General features: G+C 72.7%; 16 protein-coding genes. 8 read left to right on the top strand and 8 right to left on the bottom strand.

What is annotated here, in order from left to right; genetic code table 11:
* Position 1: 1 nt before the first annotated feature.
* The 4 genes from ACZ59A_RS16350 (at position 2) to ACZ59A_RS16335 (ending at position 4,596) form a co-directional block, all read left to right on the top strand.
* Positions 2 to 1,090, top strand: coding sequence for a sugar ABC transporter substrate-binding protein (locus ACZ59A_RS16350; protein WP_470958965.1), 1,089 nt, complete (start codon positions 2 to 4; stop codon positions 1,088 to 1,090).
* A gap of 15 nt (positions 1,091 to 1,105) precedes the next feature.
* Positions 1,106 to 1,885: an ATP-binding cassette domain-containing protein gene (locus ACZ59A_RS16345; RefSeq protein ID WP_470958962.1), complete on the top strand. Its 780-nt coding sequence runs from the start codon at positions 1,106 to 1,108 to the stop codon at positions 1,883 to 1,885.
* Entirely contained in the window at positions 1,876 to 3,114 is a 1,239-nt protein-coding gene (locus ACZ59A_RS16340) for a sugar ABC transporter permease (protein WP_470958959.1), read from the top strand. The genes ACZ59A_RS16345 and ACZ59A_RS16340 overlap by 10 nt, the downstream gene beginning before the upstream one ends.
* Before the next feature lie 123 nt (positions 3,115 to 3,237).
* Entirely contained in the window at positions 3,238 to 4,596 is a 1,359-nt protein-coding gene (locus ACZ59A_RS16335; protein ID WP_470958956.1) for an ABC transporter substrate-binding protein, read from the top strand.
* 19 nt (positions 4,597 to 4,615) lie between these two features.
* Here ACZ59A_RS16335 and ACZ59A_RS16330 read toward each other — a convergent pair whose 3' ends face one another.
* Positions 4,616 to 5,050, bottom strand: coding sequence for a hypothetical protein (locus tag ACZ59A_RS16330; RefSeq protein WP_470958953.1), 435 nt, complete (start codon positions 5,048 to 5,050; stop codon positions 4,616 to 4,618).
* 352 nt (positions 5,051 to 5,402) lie between these two features.
* Between ACZ59A_RS16330 and ACZ59A_RS16325 the strand changes: the two genes are divergently transcribed.
* Positions 5,403 to 6,278, top strand: coding sequence for a helix-turn-helix domain-containing protein (locus tag ACZ59A_RS16325; protein ID WP_470958950.1), 876 nt, complete (start codon positions 5,403 to 5,405; stop codon positions 6,276 to 6,278).
* A gap of 45 nt (positions 6,279 to 6,323) precedes the next feature.
* Entirely contained in the window at positions 6,324 to 7,139 is an 816-nt protein-coding gene (locus tag ACZ59A_RS16320) for an SAM-dependent methyltransferase (RefSeq protein WP_470958948.1), read from the top strand.
* A 26-nt stretch (positions 7,140 to 7,165) separates the two neighbouring features.
* Here ACZ59A_RS16320 and ACZ59A_RS16315 read toward each other — a convergent pair whose 3' ends face one another.
* Both ACZ59A_RS16315 and ACZ59A_RS16310 read right to left on the bottom strand, forming a co-directional pair.
* Positions 7,166 to 7,822: a response regulator gene (locus tag ACZ59A_RS16315; RefSeq protein ID WP_470958947.1), complete on the bottom strand. Its 657-nt coding sequence runs from the start codon at positions 7,820 to 7,822 to the stop codon at positions 7,166 to 7,168.
* 15 nt (positions 7,823 to 7,837) lie between these two features.
* Positions 7,838 to 9,016, bottom strand: a complete 1,179-nt coding sequence (locus ACZ59A_RS16310) for a sensor histidine kinase (protein ID WP_470958944.1) — start codon at positions 9,014 to 9,016, stop codon at positions 7,838 to 7,840.
* A 158-nt stretch (positions 9,017 to 9,174) separates the two neighbouring features.
* On the opposite strand from ACZ59A_RS16310, the gene ACZ59A_RS16305 reads away from it, so the two are divergent.
* Complete coding sequence (locus ACZ59A_RS16305) at positions 9,175 to 9,417, top strand: hypothetical protein (protein WP_470958942.1); 243 nt, start codon at positions 9,175 to 9,177, stop codon at positions 9,415 to 9,417.
* Positions 9,418 to 9,432: 15 nt separating this feature from the next.
* On the opposite strand, the gene ACZ59A_RS16300 is transcribed toward ACZ59A_RS16305, so the two are convergent.
* From ACZ59A_RS16300 to ACZ59A_RS16285, 4 genes are all read right to left on the bottom strand, one after another.
* Positions 9,433 to 12,294 (bottom strand): NHLP bacteriocin export ABC transporter permease/ATPase subunit, encoded by a 2,862-nt coding sequence (locus ACZ59A_RS16300; RefSeq protein WP_470958939.1) that lies wholly within the window; start codon positions 12,292 to 12,294, stop codon positions 9,433 to 9,435.
* A 1-nt stretch (position 12,295) separates the two neighbouring features.
* Positions 12,296 to 14,617 (bottom strand): NHLP family bacteriocin export ABC transporter peptidase/permease/ATPase subunit, encoded by a 2,322-nt coding sequence (locus ACZ59A_RS16295; protein WP_470958936.1) that lies wholly within the window; start codon positions 14,615 to 14,617, stop codon positions 12,296 to 12,298.
* Positions 14,614 to 15,423: a hypothetical protein gene (locus ACZ59A_RS16290; RefSeq protein WP_470958933.1), complete on the bottom strand. Its 810-nt coding sequence runs from the start codon at positions 15,421 to 15,423 to the stop codon at positions 14,614 to 14,616. The genes ACZ59A_RS16295 and ACZ59A_RS16290 overlap by 4 nt, the downstream gene beginning before the upstream one ends.
* Positions 15,424 to 15,554: 131 nt before the next feature.
* A complete protein-coding gene (locus ACZ59A_RS16285; RefSeq protein ID WP_468045329.1) occupies positions 15,555 to 15,779 on the bottom strand; it encodes a type A2 lantipeptide in 225 nt (74 codons plus the stop codon).
* A 558-nt stretch (positions 15,780 to 16,337) separates the two neighbouring features.
* Between ACZ59A_RS16285 and ACZ59A_RS16280 the strand changes: the two genes are divergently transcribed.
* Positions 16,338 to 17,162, top strand: coding sequence for an LLM class F420-dependent oxidoreductase (locus ACZ59A_RS16280; RefSeq protein ID WP_470958931.1), 825 nt, complete (start codon positions 16,338 to 16,340; stop codon positions 17,160 to 17,162).
* 24 nt (positions 17,163 to 17,186) lie between these two features.
* Here the strand turns inward: ACZ59A_RS16280 and ACZ59A_RS16275 are convergent, their stop codons facing one another.
* Complete coding sequence (locus ACZ59A_RS16275; RefSeq protein ID WP_470958929.1) at positions 17,187 to 19,316, bottom strand: FUSC family protein; 2,130 nt, start codon at positions 19,314 to 19,316, stop codon at positions 17,187 to 17,189.
* Positions 19,317 to 19,340: the final 24 nt, after the last annotated feature.

The following is a 19,340-nucleotide window of genomic DNA, read 5'->3' as shown; positions in this document are numbered from 1 at the left end:
CATGAGGATGCCCCGTAGGCGAAGCGCCGTCGCCGCCGTGGCGGCGGGGCTGCTGGCCGTGTCCCTGGCGAGCTGCGGGGAGGACGGCGGGGCGCGGCACGGGAACGGCTTCACCGTCGGTCTGCTGCTGCCGAGCCAGCAGATCACCCGGTACGAGAAGGCCGACCGGCCGCTGATCGAGAAGCGGGTGAAGGAGCTGTGCCCCGGCTGCAGCGTGGACCACGCCAACGCCGGGGACGACGTGGCGAGCCAGCAGCGGCAGATGAACTCCATGATCACCAGAGGGGTGGGGGCACTGATCCTCGACGCCGTCGACGCCAAGGCGCTGCGCTCCTCGGTGCAGGCGGCACACAAGGCGGGCATCCCGGTCATCGCCTACGACCGGCTCGCCGAGGGCCCGATCTCGGGCTACGCCTCCTTCAACGGCGGTCAGGTCGGCAGGCTCCAGGCGCGGGCGCTGCTGGACGCCATGCGGGCCAAGGGCGACGACCGCCAGATCGTCATGATGAACGGCGATCCGAGCAGCCCCAACGCGGTCTGGTTCAAGAAGGGCGCGCTGTCCGTCCTCAAGGACAAGGTGAGGATCGGCAAGTCGTACGACGTGGTCGAGTACCGGCCGGACAACGCGTACGCCAACATGCAGGCCGCCATCACCGCGCTGGGCCCGCGCCGGATCGGCGGCGTCCTGGCGGTCAACGACAGCGTCGCCACCGGTGCCATCTCGGCCCTCAAGGCCGCGCGGATCCGGCCGGTGCCGCCGGTCACCGGCCAGGACGCCGACCTCGACGCCGTGCAGCGCATCGTCAGCGGCGACCAGTACATGACCGTCTACAAGCCGTTCAAGGCCGAGGCGCATGCCGTGGCCGCCATGGCCGTCGCCCTGGGGCGGGGCCAGAACCTGCGCTCCATCGCCCGGACCACCGTCGACAACGCCACCACGGAGAACATCCCGGCCTCCCTGCTCACCCCGGTCGCCGTGACGACCGCCAGCATCAGGAAGACCGTGATCAAGGACGGTGTGTACACGATCGAGGAGATCTGCACGCCCAAGCTGCGGCCCGCCTGCGAGAAGGCAGGTCTCACCCGCTGACGGAGGTGATTCCCCGTGCCGGTTCCGCCCCTGCTGGCGCTGCGCGGCGTCTCCAAGCGCTTCGGCGGCGTCCATGCGCTGGTCGACGTCGACCTGCAGATCCGGGCCGGTGAGGTCGTCGCCCTGGTGGGCGACAACGGCGCCGGTAAATCCACCCTGGTCAAGGTGATCACCGGGGTCGGCCCCGCCGACCAGGGCGTCATCGAGCGGGAGGGCCGCACCGTCCAGATCAAACGGCCGCACGACGCGCAGGCCCTGGGCGTCGCCGCCGTCTACCAGGACCTCGCGATGTGCGAGAGCCTCGACGTCGTCGGCAATCTCTTCCTCGGCCGCGAGGTGCACCGCTCCGGAATCCTCGACGAGGTGGAGATGGAGCGGCGCGCCCGCGAGCTGATGCAGACGCTGTCCATCCGCATCCCCGATGTGCGGGCCCCCGTCGCCATCCTGTCCGGCGGCCAGCGGCAGGCCGTCGCGATCTCCCGCTCGCTGCTGGGCGCGCCCAAGGTCCTGCTGCTGGACGAGCCCACCGCCGCCCTGGGCGTCGAACAGACCAGCCAGCTCCTGGACCTCATCGAGGAGCTGCGCGACCGCGGTCTCGGCGTGCTCCTCATCAGCCACAACATGGGGGACATCAAGGCCGTCGCGGACCGGGTCGCGGTGCTGCGGCTGGGCCGTAACAACGGGCTCTTCGAGGTGCCCACCACCACCCAGGAACGCATCATCTCCTCCATCACCGGCGCCGCCGACAACGCCGTGGCCCACCGCACGACGGGTGAGGAGGGGGCATGGCCGTAGGACAGAACATCCGGGGGTACGCCAACGCGGTGCGGCACCGGCTGCGCGGCGGCGAGGCGGCCCGGCGCGGGCTGCGGGCCGGTGAGCGCGGCCCGCTGCTGGTCATCCTCGGCCTCGTGGTGATCTGGCTCGTCTTCCAGGGCCTGAACGCCAACTTTCTCTCGCCGCGCAATCTGTCCGACCTCAGCGTGGACATCGCCGCCACCGGCCTGGTCGCGGTGGGCATCGTGTTCGTGCTGCTGATCGGCGAGATCGACCTGTCGGTGGGCTCGGTCAGCGGACTGGCGGGCGCCGCGTTCGCCGTGCTGAACGTGTACCTCGGCATGCCGGAATGGCTCGCCGTCGTCGTGGCGGTCGCGGCGGGGACGGCCGTGGGCGCCGTGCAGGGGTTCTTCTTCGCCCGGGTCGGGGTGCCCGCGTTCGTGGTGACCCTCGCGGGGCTGCTGGCCTGGAACGGGCTGACCCTGTACCTGCTGGGCGCCAGCGGCACGATCAACATCGACGAGAGCGGTCTGGTCGCCTCGCTGACCAGCCTCTACTTCAGCGGCGGCGTCATCGCGTACGGGCTGGCCGCGCTCGGCACGGCCGGGTACTTCCTGGCCGCGCGGCGGACCCGGCGGCGGCGCAGGGACGCCGGGATGCCGTACCGGCCGCTGACCGGGATCGGGGTGCGCACGGGCGTGCTGGCGTTGCTCATGTTCGCCACCGCCCATGTGCTCAACCTGTTCCAGGGCGTGCCGCTGGCCCTGCTGATCTTCCTCGCGGTCGTCGTCGGCTCGGATCTGGTGCTGCGCCGCACCCGCTCCGGGCGGAAGGTGTTCGCGGTGGGCGGCGGTGTCGAGGCGGCCCGCCGCGCCGGGGTGGACGTGGCGCGGGTGCGGATCGCGATGTTCATGGTGTCGGGGACGCTGGCGGCGGTCGGCGGCCTGTTCGTGGCCTCGGGGCTGACCTCGGCGAGCCCCACGACGGCCCGCGCGGCGGGCTCCGGCATGCTGCTGATCAACGCGGTGGCCGCGGCGGTCATCGGCGGTACCAGCCTGTTCGGCGGGCGCGGTTCGGCCTGGTCGGCGCTGCTCGGAGCGCTGGTCATCCAGTCGATCGCCTCGGGCATGGCGCTGCTGGGCATCCAGGACGCCGTCCAGTTCATGGTCACCGGCGGGGTGCTGCTGGCCGCGGTGGCCGCGGACTCGCTCGCCCGGCGGGCCGCGCAGGCGCGCGGCCCCACCTGACGGCGGTCGTCACGGTCCGAGGGTGACGCTATGCTGCACATGAGCTTCCCATTCTCGGGCAAGCCGGACATCTCGCCGGTGTTCTGGAAGGATCCGATGCGCTCACCATGACATCGGAGTGCGATGAAACGTCTTCTCCTCACCCGCGCGGCCACGGCGGCAGCGCTCGCCGCGGCTCTGGCGGTGTCCGGCTGCCAGGGCACCGGCGTGCGGTCCTCCCGAGAGGGGAAGGAGAGCATCCGCGTGCTCGCCGTCGCGAACCCCCAGATGGAGACCCTGAAGCAGTACACGAAGAAGTACTTCACCTCGCGGACCGGCATCACCGTCGACTACACCCTGCTTCCGGAGAACCAGGCGCGGAACAAGATGAACACGGAGTTCGCGCATCAGAGCGGCCGGTACGACGTGGCGAGCGTGAGCGCGTACGAGGTGCCGATCTACTCCAGGAACCACTGGCTCGCCCCGCTGGATTCCTATGCGAAGAAGGACAAGTCCTTCGACCAGCACGACATCTTCCCCAGCCTGCTCATGGCCCTGACCGGTGCCGACGGCAGGCTCTACGCCGAGCCCTTCTACGGCGAGGGCTCCTTCCTGATGTACCGCAAGGACCTCTTCCGCAAGACCGGACTGACCATGCCGCGCGATCCGACCTGGAAGCAGGTCGCCTCGCTGGCGGCGAAGATCGACGGCACCGACGGCGCGAGCGGCATCTGTCTGCGCGGGCTGCCCGGCTGGGGCCAGAACCTCGCCCCCATCAACACCGTGGTCAACACCTTCGGCGGCTCCTGGTACGACATGCAGTGGAACGCGCGGCTCACCTCGCCGGAGTTCACGAAGGCGATTCAGTTCTATGTCAACCTGGCCCGCAGGTACGGCGAGCCCGGCGCCGCGCGCAGCGGCGTCCTCGAAATCCTCGCCGACTTCTCCCAGGGCAAGTGCGCCATGATGTACGACGCCAGCTCGCTGGCGACGTCGATCGAGTCCGACGGCTCCGCGGTCAAGGGGAAGGTCGGCTACGTCCCCGCCCCGCACGAGGAGACCCGCAGGGCGGGCTGGCTGTGGACCTGGGCCTGGGGCGTGGAGAGCGCGTCCAAGAAGAAGGACGCCGCCTGGAAGTTCATCTCCTGGGCCTCCTCCAAGCAGTACCAGGCACAGATCGGCAGCACCCTCGGCTGGAGCGACGCCCCGGCCGGCAGCCGGCGGTCGCTGTACGCCAACCCCAACTACCAGCGGGCGGCCGCCGCCTGGTACCGGCAGGAGTACGCGGCGGTGAAGGACTCCGCCGACCCCAGGAACCCGGGCGTCGGCCCGCGCCCGTACCAGGGCATCTCGTTCGTCGGCATCCCCCAGTTCGCCGACCTCGGGAACAAGGTGTCCGCACAGATCAGCGCGGCCATCGCCGGAAAGCAGTCGGTGCGCACGGCCCTGCAGATCTCCCAGAGGCTCGCCCAGGACGCGGTGGCGGGCTACCGCGACCGCTGAGCACCCACGATACCGGCCGCTACTCGGTGACCGACCAGCACGGCATGACACCGGCGATGTGGCAGGCCAGGAAGTAGAGGGGGATCGGGGGCGTGTACGGAGAGTCGCCCTCGGGACAGTGGACGAGCCGGAGGTTACGGGACGCCCTGGCGGCACGCGGACCACTGGGCGGGCCCACATACGCCCCCACCGAGTAACTGGTGACGGCCGGCCACACCAGCCCGATATGCGATCCGGCGGGCACGATCCACCACCAGTGCTCATCGCTGGCGAAGACACAGCCGACGCGGGGCAGCCGGTCCATGACCCGCTTCCCGTGTTCCGCGGACATCCCGACCGCGTCGTAGCCCAGCCCGGCGGACAGCCCCGCGGGGAGGACGAGCCGTCCCCGGCGCGCGCCGCGCGGAAGCCCCGGGGGGCCGCTCGCGGGATGCGGGGACTTCTTCCGCGGCATGTGAGCCGAAGGCAGGGGGAGGGTGGGGGGAACCACGATCGGTCGCCTTTCGTCTGCCTGCGCACTGTGGGCAGCGCCGGTCCTGCACTGCCCGGTGCCTACCGACGTACACACGCGAACGTTCCGCCGTCATGGGACCGCGAATCGGTCCGGCCCGTCCGACATTTCCCCCGGCACGGCGGGCCAACTCCCGCGGAGTCACACAGTCGGTGACGGCATGTCCACTGTGTCATCTGCCACGAACGAGTTGCAAGAGGTAAATTGAAATTTGCAAGTCGTTGGATGCAGATGCGGCGGCGGCGCATGATCGTGACAGACTGCGACCGTGGAACTCGGCGTGAGGAGGCAGGGAGTGGCGGCGGAATCCGCTTGGGGCGGCGCTCCCTCCGTCCTCCGCATGATCCTCGGCAGGCAGCTGGAGGAGCTGCGGACCCGGACCGGGCTCAGCTTCGACGAGGCGGGCGCGGCGATCGGCGTCAGCCACTCGACGATCCGCAGAATGGAAGCCGCGAAGGTGGCCCGGCTCCGGCTCGCGGACGTCGAGAAGCTGCTCCATACGTACGGCGTCACGGACCAGCACGAGATCGACACCTTTCTGAAGTCGGTCCGCGAGGCCAACAAGCGCGGCTGGTGGCACGTCTACCGCGATGTGATGCCGGACTGGTTCGCCGCGTATCTGAGCCTGGAACAGGCGGCGCTCCAGATCCGCGCGTACGAGCCGCAGTTCGTCCACGGCCTGCTGCAGACCGAGGACTACGCCCGCGCCCTGCTGAGTTCGGGCAATCCGCATGTCCCCGCCGGGGCCACCGAGCGCAGGGTCGCCCTGCGCATGCGGCGCCAGGAGCTGCTGTCCCGCGAGTCCCCTCCCCGGCTGTGGGTGGTGATGGACGAGACCGTGCTGCGGTGGCCGGTCGGGGGCGCGGCCGTGATGCGCGCCCAGATCGACCATCTGATCGCGGTGAACGCGCTTCCGCATGTGACGTTGCAGATCATGCCGTTCAGCAACGGCCCGCATCCGGCGATGCCCGCCGGTGCGTTCCACGTCTTCCGGTTCCGGGCCGCCGAGTTGCCTGACATCGTCTATCTGGGCGGGCTGATCGGAGCGGTCTATCTGGACAAGGCGGACGACGTGGTGGTGTACCGCGAGGCGCTGGACCGGGTGAGCGCCCAGTCGGCGCCCGCCCCGAAAACCGAGGCCCTGCTCGCCGAGATCCGCAAGGAGCTGTGACGGGCCCCGGCACATGTGACCGACGACCTTAGGGAGGGGCGGGCGTTGCGCGACAACGGATGGCCGGCCGAACGGATTGACACCGAGAGCGCACATTCGGCGCGGATCTACGACTACATCATCGGGGGCAAGGACTACTACCCCGCCGACAAGGAGGCGGGCGACGCGATGGCACGGGAGTGGCCCGCCCTGCCGATCCATATGCGGGCCAACCGCGACTTCATGAACCGGGCCGTGCGCTATCTGGCGGAGGAGGCGGGCATCCGGCAGTTCCTCGACATCGGAACCGGCATCCCCACCTCCCCCAACCTGCATGAGATCGCCCAGTCGGTGGCCCCGGACTCCCGGGTCGTGTACGTGGACAACGACCCCATCGTCCTCACCCTGTCCCAGGGCCTGCTCTCCAGCACGCCCGAGGGGAAGACCACCTACGTCGAGGCGGACATGCGCGACCCCGCCGCCATCCTGGGCGCGCCGGAGCTGCGGGACACCCTCGACCTCGGCAAGCCGGTCGCGCTGACGGTGATCGCGATCGTCCACTTCGTCCTCGACGAGGACGACGCCTACGGGATCGTCAACCGGCTCCTGGAGCCGCTGCCCTCGGGCAGCTATCTGGCGATGTCCGTCGGCACCGCCGACTTCGCACCGGAGGAGGTGGGCCGCGTCGCCCGCGAGTACGCGGCGCGCGACATGCCCATGCGGCTGCGCACCGAGGCCGAGGCGGCGCGGTTCTTCGACGGACTCGACCTGGTCGAGCCCGGTGTCGCCCAGGTCCACAAGTGGCATCCGGACGCCAGGAGCACCGAGGGCATCAAGGACGAGGACATCGCCATGTACGGGGCGGTGGCCCGCAAGCCGTAGCGCCTGCCCGGCGGTTCGGGCGGGGCTCAGTCCTCGGCGTCGTGGACGAGCAGCGCGATCTGGACGCGGTTGTTGAGGTTAAGCCGGGTCAGGATCCGCGACACATGCGCTTTCACCGTCGGCAGCGCGAGATGCAGTTCGCGGGCGATCTCCGCGTTGGAGCTGCCTCGACCGACCGCCCGGGCCACGTCGCGCTCCCGCTCGCCCAGGAGCGCCAGCCGGGCCCGGGCGGTGGCGGCCCGGTCCTCCTGCCCGCCGTCCCCCGTCACCTGCTCGATGAGGCGGCGGGTAACGGCGGGCGACAGCACCGGGTCCCCGGCGGCCACGGTCCGGATGGCCGTCACGATGTCCTGCGGCGGGGTGTCCTTGAGGAGGAATCCGGCCGCTCCGGCGCGCAGCGCCCGCAGCACATGGGCGTCGGTGTGGAACGTGGTCAGCACCAGGACCTCCGGGGCGCCGGGCCGGGCCCGCAGGGCCTGGGTGGCGGTCAGCCCGTCGACGCCCGGCATCCGGATGTCCATCAGCACCAGGCCGGGCCCGTGGCGGGCGACCAGCGCGGGCACCTCGGCCCCGTCGGCGGCCTCCGCCACGATCTCGATGTCCGGGGCACCGCCCAGCATCAGGCGCAGCCCGGCCCGTACGAGCGCGTCGTCGTCGACGAGCAGGACGCGGATCACCAGCACGCTCCCTTACTTTTCTCACCCTTGAGCGGTGGCGGCCACGGAGTCCGCCGCGGGCCAGGGTAGCCAGGCGCGGACCCGGAAGCCGCCGTCGGCGGGTCCGGCGGTCAGCTCTCCGCCCGCCAGCCGGGCCCGTTCCGCCAGCCCGACCAGCCCCTGTCCGCCGCCCGCGCCGGGGTGCGGGTCCGGGGCGGGGCCGGGCGGCGGTGTGTTGTGGACCTCGACCGTCAGCCGGTCCGCCGGGGTCCGGGCCACGCGTACCGTGACGGCCGCGCCGGGGGCGTGCTTGCGCGCGTTGGTCAGGCACTCCTGCACGATGCGGTACGCGGTGCGTCCGGCCACCGGTGGTGGCGCCGGGCCATCCGGCGGGCCGGTCAGCTCGATCCGGCCGCCCGCCGCGCGCGCCTCGGCCACCAGCCGCTCCAGATCGGCCAGTTCGGGCTGGGGCCGCTCGCCCTCGTGTCCGGCGCGCAGCACCCCGATGACGTCGCGCAGGTCGCCCAGGGCCAGATGGGCGCTCTCCCGGATCACCCCGGCGGCCCGCGCGATCTCGGTCCGGGGTGCGCTGGTGTGGAATTCCAGTGCCCCGGCGTGCACGCTCAGCAGCGTCAGCCGGTGGCCGAGCGCGTCGTGCATCTCGCGGGCGATCTCCTCCCGCGCCTCACGGCGGGCCTGTTCGGCGCGCAACTCGGCGTCGGCCTCGGCCAGTTCGGCGCGTTCCCGCAGCGAGGCGATGAGCTGCTGCCGGGACCGCCGGAACAGCCCCCATCCGATGGCCCCGGCGACGAGCGCGAAGTACGTCACGGCGGAGCCGGCCCGGCTCTCGGACAGCTCCGGCAGCTGCCACAGGAACGCGGGGAGCGGCGCGAAGGCCAGCGCCGCCACCCACGCGGTGGCCCGCCAGGGCCGGGTGGCGGCCACCGTGAACACCGCCACCATCGCGGGGCCCGTCATGTAGTGCGACAGTTCGCTGCCCGCCAGCAGCAGCGCCACCGCCAGCCATACCGGCCATCTCCGGCGCAGCAGCACCGCCGCGCACCCCAGCCCACCGGCCACCTGCTCGGCGGCCCGCCACGTGGGGCTCAGGTCCTCCGGGACCGGTATGGACGGCGAGCTGACGACGGCGAAGCAGGCGGCGAAGAGGAACAGCCCCAGGTCGGCGGCCCAGTCCCGGCGGGTGCGGTGGATACGGCGCATATCCCGGCAATGTACGCGGCCCCGGAGCGCGGCCGGAGCTCCGCGCGGCGACCGCATACTTAAGTACGACACCGGGGCGGCCCACGGCCGACTTCGGTCACCGCCGGGCCGACCTCGGCCCGATCCCCCGCCACCGGGGGCCCGCCTACGGTCGGGACATGACCTCCACTCCCCCGAAGCCGCCGCTGGCGGCCGTGTCGGATCTGCTCTGTTTCGTCCTCGTCGTCGGCGGCGGCAGCGGCCTGCTGCACGAATGGCTCGGCTGGACGATCCACATCCTGGGCTTCGTGCGGTTCCTCGCCCCCGACGGCTACGAGGTCTACGCGTACATCGTGATGGTCGTCCTCGGGCTGCTGGTGGGCGTGGCCGGAGACGCGGTCTTCCGGCGCGGCCGGGGCTGAACCGCCGTACGCCGACTACAGCTGGCGCCGCACCAACTCATGGAGTTTTCCGTCCGGTTGGGCCATCAGCTGGGCCGGGGCGCCCTGTTCGACGATCCGGCCCTCCTCCATGACGAGCACCCGGTCGGCGTCCATGACGGTCGACAGCCGGTGGGCGATCACCAGTCGGCTGGCGTTGAGGCGGCGGGTGCTGTCGATGACGATGCGCTGGGTCTCGTTGTCGAGGGCGCTGGTGGCCTCGTCGAAGAAGAGGACGCGCGGCCGCCGGATGAGCGCCTGGGCGATCATCAGGCGCTGCCGCTGGCCGCCGGAGATGGCGCCGCTGCCGGAGATCATCGTGTGGAGCCCCATGGGCATCTGGCGGATGTCCTCGGCCAGGCCCGCGAGTTCTGCGGCGGCCATGGCCTCCTCGGGGGTGAACGGCTCGGCGCCGCGGATGCAGTCGAGCACGGTGCCGCCCAGCGGCTGCGCGTTCTGGAGCACCACGCCGCACTGGCGGCGCACGGCGGCCTGGTCGAGGGCGGCGAGGTCCTGGCCGTCGTAGAGGACGCTGCCGGACACCGGCTGTTCGAAGCCGATGAGGAGCCGCAGCAGGGTGGACTTGCCGCAGCCGCTGGGGCCGACGACGGCCACGAACTCGCCCGGCCGGACCTCCAGGGACACGTCGTCGAGGACCAGTGGCCCGTCGGCGCCGTACCGGAAGGTGAGGTTTCTGGCCTGGAGGGCGCCGGAGAGGGGGCCGGGCTGGGCGCTGCCGCCGCGCACCTCGGGCGGCTCGTCCAGGATCGGCTTGACCTCCTCGAACATGGGCAGCACCGCGACCACCGACACCAGTGAGTTGGTGAGCTGGGTGACGGAGGTCAGCAGCATGGTGACGGAGGTGTTGAACGTCAGGAAGCCGCCCGCCGACATGCTGCCCCGGGCCGGACCGGCCAGCAGCAGGAACACCACGAGCGAGCACAGCGGAAGGTAGACGGCGTCGAGGACCTGGGTGAGGTTCTTGATCCGCCCGGTGCGCTGGTGCAGGTCGCGGGAGTGGGCGAAGCCGCGGGCCCAGGCCGCGTAGGCGTAGTTCTCGGCCGCGGCGACCCGCAGCTTGGGCAGTCCGCGCAGGGTCTGGTACGCCTGGTTGTTGAGCTTGTTCTCGGTCTCCACCAGCCGCCGCTGCCAGCGGACCTGCCACAGCCCCATGGCGAGGAAGATGCCGCAGATGACCAGCAGCATGGCCATCACGGCGAGCGCGAGGGAGACGCTGAAGTACAGCAGCAGGGCGAGGTTCATCGCCCCGACGGTGCCCGCCTGGAGCAGCACCGGGGCGGTGCCGGACAGCACCCGGCGCATGGTGCTGATGCCCATGGCCGCGCTGGCCAGTTCGCCGGTGGAGCGCTCCGCGAAGAACGTGGTGGGCAGCCGCAGCAGCCGGTCCCAGACGGCGGGCTGGAGGGTGCTCTCCAGCCGCCCCTCCAGCCGCAGCAGGGTCAGGTTCTGGAGCAGCAGGAAGGACGCGGCGACCACACTGGAGATGATCAGCGCCAGGGCGATCTGGACGATGGGGCTCTTCTCGGCGCGGGGGACGAACCCGCCGAGCACCTGGCCGGTGGCGACCGGCACCAGCGCGCCGAGCACCACCGTCACCAGCCCGGCGGCGCACAGGGTGCGCAGGTCCGGCGCGGCGCCACGGGCGGTGAAGCGCAGCAGCCGCCACATCGTCATCGGCCGCTCGGGCAGCGGGCGGTAGAACATCACGGCGCGTGGCTCGAACTCGGCCGCGGTACCGCGGCCGACGCGTATCCGCAGGCCCGAGGCCGGGTTGACGGCCTCGTACCGGCCGCGCCGCCACAGCAGCGCCACCGGGGCCCCGGACAGGGCCCGGTAGCCCACCAGCGGTCCGGCGTCCTCGCGCCACCAGCGGCCCTCCAGCCGGACGGCGCGGGTGCGGACGCGGGCGTGGGCGGCGACGCGCTCCACGGGGTCCGTACGGTCGTCGGCGGCGACGGGGCCCTTGGCCGGTTCGGGAAGGGTGATCCCGGCGGCGTCCGCCACGGCCCGGCAGACGGCGTGCACGGCGTCGTCGGTGGTGTCGTCCGCGGCCCCGGGCGCGCGCCGCGGGCCTCCGATGGACGCGATGAGCGCCTCGTCGGCGCGCGAGCGGACGGCCTCACCGGCCCGGATCCCGGCGGCCGTGCGGTCCGCGTGGGCCCGCTCCAGGGTGTCGATCCAGCGGTCCACGGCGGTTCCGAGCCGGTACTGCTGGTTGACCATCCGCTGCCACAGCGCGCCGTCGATCAGCAGGTCTCCGGCGGCCTGGGCGCTGTACTCGGCGCCGTAGGCCACGCTGCCGGGCGGCACCGGGAGCCACAGCAGGTCCTCGTCGGCCGCCTCCTCGCCGGGCTGCGCTCCCCCGTCCAGCGGGGCCTGGAACAGCACGCCGAGGCTGCGGCTGATGCCGAGCGCCACGGCGTGTTCCAGCGGAGTCGGCGGCTGCTCCTGAAACGCGGTGCCGTCCGCGTAGGCGTCCTCGGGGCCGCCGTACGCGTCGTACGCTTCCGGCCGGTACAGCTCGCGCAGCGGGATGCGGCGCACCGCGCAGTCCTGCGAGGGCCGCCCCAGCAGGGTGTGGCGCGGGCCCTCGACCGGGCCGGGGAGCGCCGCGCCCGTCTCCAGACGGCCGAGGAAGTGCCACTGCCCCTCCTCGGCGGCGTCGACCGCGAAGAGGTCCAGGGCGCCCTGGACGACGAGCCAGAGCACCTGCGGGCCCTCCAGCGGGAGGCTGCGCAGCCCGGCGCCGTCGACCGGGGTGCCGAGGGCGCCCAGCGCCCGCACCACCGCGTCGCCGCCGTCCGCGGCCACGACCGCGGCCGGGTGTACGGACGCCATGTCAGTGCTCCTTCATCAGCTCGGCGTACGGGCCCCCGGCGACCGCGAGGTCCTCGTGCCGTCCGCGTTCCACGACCGTGCCGCGGTCCAGGACGAGGATCTCGTCGCTGTCCCGGACGGTGCTGAGCCGGTGGGCGATCACCACGCACGCACAGCCGCGGCGGCGCAGGCTGTCCATCACGGTCTGCTCGGTCTGCGCGTCCAGAGCGCTGGTCACCTCGTCCAGCACCAGCACGCTGGGGCGGCGGACCAGGGCCCGGGCGATCTCCAGCCGCTGCCGCTGTCCGCCCGAGAAGTTGCGGCCGTCCTGCTCGACCCGGCAGTGGATCCCGCCCGGCCGGCGGGCGATGACGTCGTCGTAGAGCGCGGCGTCCCGGAGGGCGGCCACCACCGCGTCGTCCGGGATCGACGGGTCCCACAGCGCCACGTTGTCCCGTACGGTCCCCTCGAAGAGGAACACGTCCTGGTCGACGAAGGACACGGAGGCGGCGAGCCGGCCGCGGGGGATGTCCTCAAGCCGCTGCCCGTCGATGCGGATGGCCCCCTCCCAGGGGCTGTAGAGGCCGGAGACCAGCCGGGACACGGTGGACTTGCCGCTGCCGGAGCCGCCGACCAGCGCCACCTGGCGGCCGGGGCCGACGGTCAGCGAGAAGTCCCGCAGCAGCGGTTCGTCCAGCGGGTTGTAGCCGAAGGTGATGTCCTCCAGCGTCACATGGCCGGTGAGGCGGCGGGCGCCGTCGGCCTCCGGCTGCCCCTCGTCGCGGGTGTGGAGGGTGTCCGCGGGGAAGCGCTCCACGTCTTTGAGGCGGGCCACGTCGGCGGAGAAGTCCTGGATGCGTCCGGCCACGCCGTTCAGCCGGGTGATGGGCGCGGTGAAGCGGGTGACCAGCGCCTGGAAGGCCACCAGCAGCCCGATCGAGAGATGGCCCTCGACGGCCCGCAGTCCGCCGATCCACAGGATGAGCGCGCTGTTGAGGGTGGCGAGGGTGGGCGCCACGACGGCCAGCGCCGCGCTCGGTACGCCGAGGCGCTGCTGTTCCTCCAGCGTGATGGCGTGCTGACCGGCCCAGCGGCGGAAGTAGCCGCTCTCGCCGCCGGTGGCCTTCATCGTCTCGATGAGCTGGAGGCCGGTGTACGCGGTGGTGGTCAGCCGCGCGGTGTCGGCGCGCAGCTTCTGGGTCCTGGTGGCGCGCAGCCGTATCACGATGCGCATCGCGACCACGTTGAGCAGTGCCAGCCCGACGCCCACCATGGTGAGTTGGGGGTCGTAGGTCCACAGCAGCACCGCGTACAGGACCACCACGATCCCGTCGACCGCCGCCGCGGCCAGATCGCGGGCGAGGGTTTCGGCGACGGTGTCGTTGGACCGCAGCCGCTGCACCAGGTCGGCGGGGCTGCGCTGGGCGAAGAACGTGACGGGCAGCCGCAGCAGATGGCGCAGGAACCGGGCGCTGCCGAGGGTGGAGGAGATGATGCGTCCGCGCAGCAGATTCGCCTGCTGGACGCCGGTCAGCACCGCGGTCAGCACCACCGCCACGGCCATGGACGCGAACAGCGGTGGCAGCATCGAGGTCTGGCCGCCGACGATGAAGGTGTCGATGAAGGTGCGGCTGAGCGCGGGCACCGCGGCGCCCACGGCCACCAGCAGCAGGCTGGCCAGCAGCGAGGCGAACAGGGTGCCGCCCGTGCCGCGCAGCCGCGCGGGCAGGGCGTCGAGGACGCCGCCGCGGCGGCCGCCGCGGCGGAAGGAGTCGTCGGGTTCGAAGACCAGGCAGACCCCGGTGAAGCTCGATCCGAAGTCCTCGGCGGAGACGAAGCGGCGGCCCTTGTCGGGGTCGTTGATGTGGACGCCGCGCTTGCCGAACCGCCGTCCCATGCCGTCGTAGACGACGTAGTGGTTGAACTCCCAGAACAGGATGGCCGGGGCCTGGACCTCCGCCAGCGCCTCCGGCTCCATCTGCATGCCCTTGGCGCGCAGCCCGTAGCCGCGGGCGGCCTTCAGCAGGTTGCTGGCGCGCGACCCGTCGCGGGAGACGCCGCAGGCGATCCGCAGCTCCTCCAGCGGCACATGGCGTCCGTAGTGGGCGAGGACCATGGCGAGCGAGGCGGCACCGCACTCCAGCGCCTCCATCTGGAGCACGGTGGGGGTGCGTACGGTCCGCCGTCGCGGCTTCTTCGGGCCGCTCCCGCGGCGCGGGGCGCGCCGTCGGCCGCGGGCCGGTTCGGGGCGGCGGCGTCCGCTGGTCCCGGCGGGCGCGGGGCGGGGCGGTCCGCCGCCCTCGTTCGCCGAGTCCGCCGGGTCGGTGGAGTTCGTCGTGGTCACGGGAGCAGCCAATCGACGGGGTGCCGGGCGGCCAGGTGGATGGTGCCGGTGGTCAGGGTCATCGAGCCGAGGGCGAACGGCGGGCCCTTGGGCGAGGACCAGCGGTAGCCGGAGCGGGTGGCCGACGACCGGTCGAGGCGTACCGCCACCGCGACGGGCGGGCCGTCCTCCGAGAACTCCTCGCCGAGCTGTGGGCTGCCGAGGAAGGAGCCGATCTGCTGGCGCGACTGGGCGGTCCGGCCGACCGCCTGGACGTGGCCGCGCAGCACGCCGTACGTCCGGGAGGGCGCCGACTGCACGCTGAGGTCGACCGAGGCGCCCGCGGGCACCGACGCCGCGCGGTCCGCCGGTACGTACAGGGTGGCGGTCAGCGGGTCGCGGGAGCGGCGTACGCGCTCCACGGAGGCGACGTCCTTGCCGGTGTCCAGAACGGAGCCGATCGAGACGGACAGGGTGCTGAGCCGTCCGGCGGCGAGGGCGCGTACGACCGTGGATCCGCCGCCGGGGTCACGGACCTTCACCAGCGGGGCGCCCGCCCGCACCGTGCTGCCCTCCTCGGCGAGCACGGCGGTGACCTGTCCCCGGACCGGGCTCTGGAGCACATAGCTGCCCTGGCCGTGGGTGAGAATGCCGGAGGCGCCCAGGGTGTCCGCCACGGTGCCGGTCACGGCCCAGACGGCGGCCGCGGCCATGACGACGAGGGTGACCGTCAGCGCGAGCCAGCCCTGGGGGCGGGCGTAGCGGACCGGCAGGTCGATGTCGTCTGCCGACTGCATCTTGGAAAGGGCCTGCTGGCGGAACTGCACGGGAGTCTTTCCTCAACCGGCCGGGGGGCGCGAGGGAACGGGTCGGGGGTGCGGGCCGGTACGGCGGGTGCCGGGGACCGCGCATGCCCCGGACCAGGCAGGCCCGGGGCATGAGGGGTGGTGCGGGAGTCTCAGAGACCCGCGACCGTGCCGACGATGCCGGAGGTGTTCAGGCCGGTCGCGCCGTCAACGGTGCCGGTGACGGTGCCCACGACGCCGGTGACCGGGCCGGTGACGGGACCGGTGACGGACTGCACGGTGCCCAGGGCGTCGCCCACAGCGCCGAGACCGCCGGCGACGTTGTCCAGCTCAGCGTCGGAGATCTCCTGGGTCGCGACCTTGGGTGCGTTGTTCATTACTGCGTCTCCCTTGGATACGTATCTCGAATTGAGCTTGTAACGGCCGGTGGTTGCCGACATGCGCACGGCACTGCCACCGGCCACCGCGGCACGTTCCCGCACTTCCCGGAAACCGGGATCCCGGGAACGTCTCGGCGCGGAAGGATGTAACCACGGGCCCCGGCCGCCTTCGAATCGCCGAGCATCCGGAACTACGCATTCCGCCAACTTTCCGATCACATGGCGTGCACACGAGCCCACGTCACCGGCACCGTCTCCGCACACGACCGTCACCACTCGCGCCGCGCCGCCCTCCGCCTCCGCGCGGAAACCGCGCATTCCCGGGCAGGGCCGCCGCGCGCCGGGCCCCTGTAGCGCCGACGGCGTGCCGTACACGCGGCTTCTGTGGAATGGATGTGCCGATCACTTGAAGACCTGCCGACCTCCGGTCGCATCTCACGGCCGCCGGAGGATCGCCGACTCACCGCGTGTGGCGGGCGGTTTCGCGGGTACCCGTCGGCCACTCCTGTGCCTACGCGCACGCCGGACCGTGGAGTCGCCGACCGAGGAGTCGCTGTGAGAATTGGCGTATCGACCTTCGTGACCGACCAGGGCATCGGACCCGCGGCCCTGGGGCGCGCCCTCGAGGAGCGGGGGTTCGACTCACTCTTCATCGCCGAGCACAGCCACATCCCGGTGGAACGCCGCTCGCCCTACCCGGGCGGTGGCGAACTGCCGGAGATCTACTACCGCACCCTCGACCCGTTCGTCACTCTGAGCACCATCGCCGGGGTCACCACACGGCTGCTGCTGGGCACCGGGGTCGCCCTGGTGGCGCAGCGGGACCCGATCCTCACGGCGCAGGAGGTGGCCTCCCTCGACGTGGTGTCCGGCGGACGGGCCGTCTTCGGGGTGGGTGTCGGATGGAACCGCGAGGAGATGGAGAACCACGGCACCGACCCGGCCACGCGCGGCCGCCTGGTGGACGAGCGGCTGGCGGCGATCCGGGAGCTGTGGACGAAGGAGAAGGCGGAGTACCACGGCGAGTTCGTGGACTTCGGCCCCGTCTACCAGTGGCCCAAGCCCGTACAGCGCCCGCATCCGCCGATCTACGTGGGCGGCGGCGAGCGCGCGTTCCCCCGGATCGCCGCCCTCGGCGACGGCTGGCTGTCCCAGCCCCTGCCGCCCGACGAACTGGCCGCGCAGACCGAGCGGCTGCGGAAGGTGGCGGGCCGGGAGGTGCCGGTATCGGTGTACGCGGTGCCCGGCACCGCCGAGGCGCTGGAGGGGTATCGGCGGATCGGCGTGGACCGGGTGCTGCTGTACCTGCCGACGAAGCCGGAGGGCGAATCGCTCGCCCACCTCGACACGATGGCCGCCCTCGCCGAACGCTTCCGCTGACGGGACCCGTACGGCGGGCGGTCGTCAGCGGGCGCCGGTGGGCCGCTCCCGCCGGGCCGCCTCGGTGTCCCGTTCCAGCGGCGCCCGGTCCACGGCGGTCGTCAACTGGTCCAGGGGCCGCAACAGCAGCTCCGCCCCGCTCTGGACCACCGCCTCCGCCGTGCTGTCGGCCTCCCAGTCGACAAGGGCCTCCTTGGCCCGGTCCCAGCGCGGTCTGCGCCGCTCCCGCACATGGCGCGCCGCCCGCTCGGTGTCCGCCGCCAGCGCGTCGGCGAACCGGGCGGCCCCGGGCACCGGCCGTGCGCCGCGTTCCGGCAGATGGGTCTCCAGCAGCATCGCCGCCTGCCCGAACGCCTCCAGCGCCGTCTGCGCCTCCTCCGCCTGCGCGCGGGTCAGCCCCCGGTGGCGTACGGGCTCCCGCTTGGCCCGGTCGAGCGCCTCGTTCCACGCGGCGTGCGCCGTACGGTCGGCGAGCAGGGTGCGCCGTACGTCCGTGGCGGGCAGCTCGCCGGGCTCGGCGTAACCGCGGACCACCGCCGCCGCGTAGCGTCCGCTCGCGGCGAGCCAGTCCGCGAGCCGGTCCAGCATCCGCGGTGTCTCCCAGGCCGGGTACGCCACGTACGCCAGCATCGCGAGCACCCCGCCCAGCAGGGTGAGCAGGACCCGGTCCGGCACCGTCTGGTGCCACCCCTCGCCGCCCATCCCGAGCAGCAGGACGGCGTACGCGGCCGAGGTGGACTGCGAGGCCGCGTACCCGGTGCGCATCAGCAGATATGTCAGGCCCGCCGCGATCACGGCCAGCCCGCCGGACAGATACGCGTCCGGGTGCGTCAGCTGCACGACGCCGGTGGCCAGCGCGACGCCCACCAGGGTCCCGGCGAAGCGGGCCACGGCCCGGGAGTAGGTGCGGTGGAAGTCCGGGCGCATCACCATCACGGAGGTGACCGGAACCCAGTAGCCGTGACCCAGCGGAAGCGCCCGGCCGAGCACATAGCCGAGGCAGGCCACCGCGGCGAGCCGCAGGGCGTGCCGGAAGACGGGCGAGTCGCCGTGCAGCTCGCGGCGCATCGCGCGCAGCGCGATCGGCACCTGCTGGAACACCGTCGGCCGCAGCAGGGGCGGGGGCTCGTCCGCGCCGGAGGTGGGCCCCAGGTCCCTGCCGCTGCTGTCGGCGATCTCCAGCACCTCGGTGAGCAGCTGCGACAGCTGGACGGCGGCCTGCCGCGCGGGCCCCTCCAGCGCCTCGTCCCCGCCGTCCTCCCGGTCGAGCCGCAGGGTCTCCCGGGTCGCGGACGGCACCCGGGCGCGGGCGCCGCGGCGGATCGACCGGGCGGCGGCGTCCACGACGTCGGCGGCCGCCTCCAGCAGCTCACGCGCCCGGTCCCGGCCCGGCCCCTCGGCGGGGGCGCCGACCCTGGGGTCGGCGAGGGCCGCCAGGGCGGGCCGGATGCGTTCGGCCAGGCCACGGGGGCCGTGCAGGGCGGCGGGGCGGCGGCGTGCCTGCCCGGGCGTGACGGCGGCGGCGCTCCGGGCCGTGATCATCGGCTCCGGGTCGAAGGGCGCCACCGGATCCTCCCGCAGCCGCCTGGCGTAGTCCGCCACCGCGGCCAGGGCGTCGGCCAGCGCGTCCCGGTGCCTCCCCCATCTGCGGATCGGGAACAGCCAGATCAGCACCGCCTGCGCCACCCCGCCGAACGCGATGACCGCCGCGTGTTCCAGCGCCTCCAGGACACCGGTGGGCAGCGTGATGGTGAGCAGCATGATGGCGACCGTCGTCGTCGCCACGATTCCGGCGGTCGGCCCCGCCGCCCAGGCCATCCCGGCGAGAAACGCCCAGACGGCGAGGAGCAGCAGGAAGAGCGCCAGACGGGACATCGCGAGATAGCCCACGAAGGTGCTGATCCCCAGCCCGGCCCCCGCGACCAGCGCGATCACCTTGCGCGGCCGCCAGCTGCGCTGGAACGTCGACGTACCGGCCGAGAAGGCGCCGAAGGCGGCGGACGCGGCGTACGACGGGGAGGCGATCCACAGCGAGAGACCGATCACGAGCGCCACTCCGGCCGCCGCCCGCAGCGCGGCCAGCGGTTCGAGCCGGGCGCGCTCGATCGTCAGCCCGGAACGCACGATGTCCCGCAGCGACCGCGGCCACGTCACACAGCCGAGCCTAGGCGCCGGCGG

This window comes from Streptomyces sp. NPDC040405 (assembly GCF_055595765.1).
This window is presented reverse-complemented; position numbering and strand designations above follow the sequence as displayed.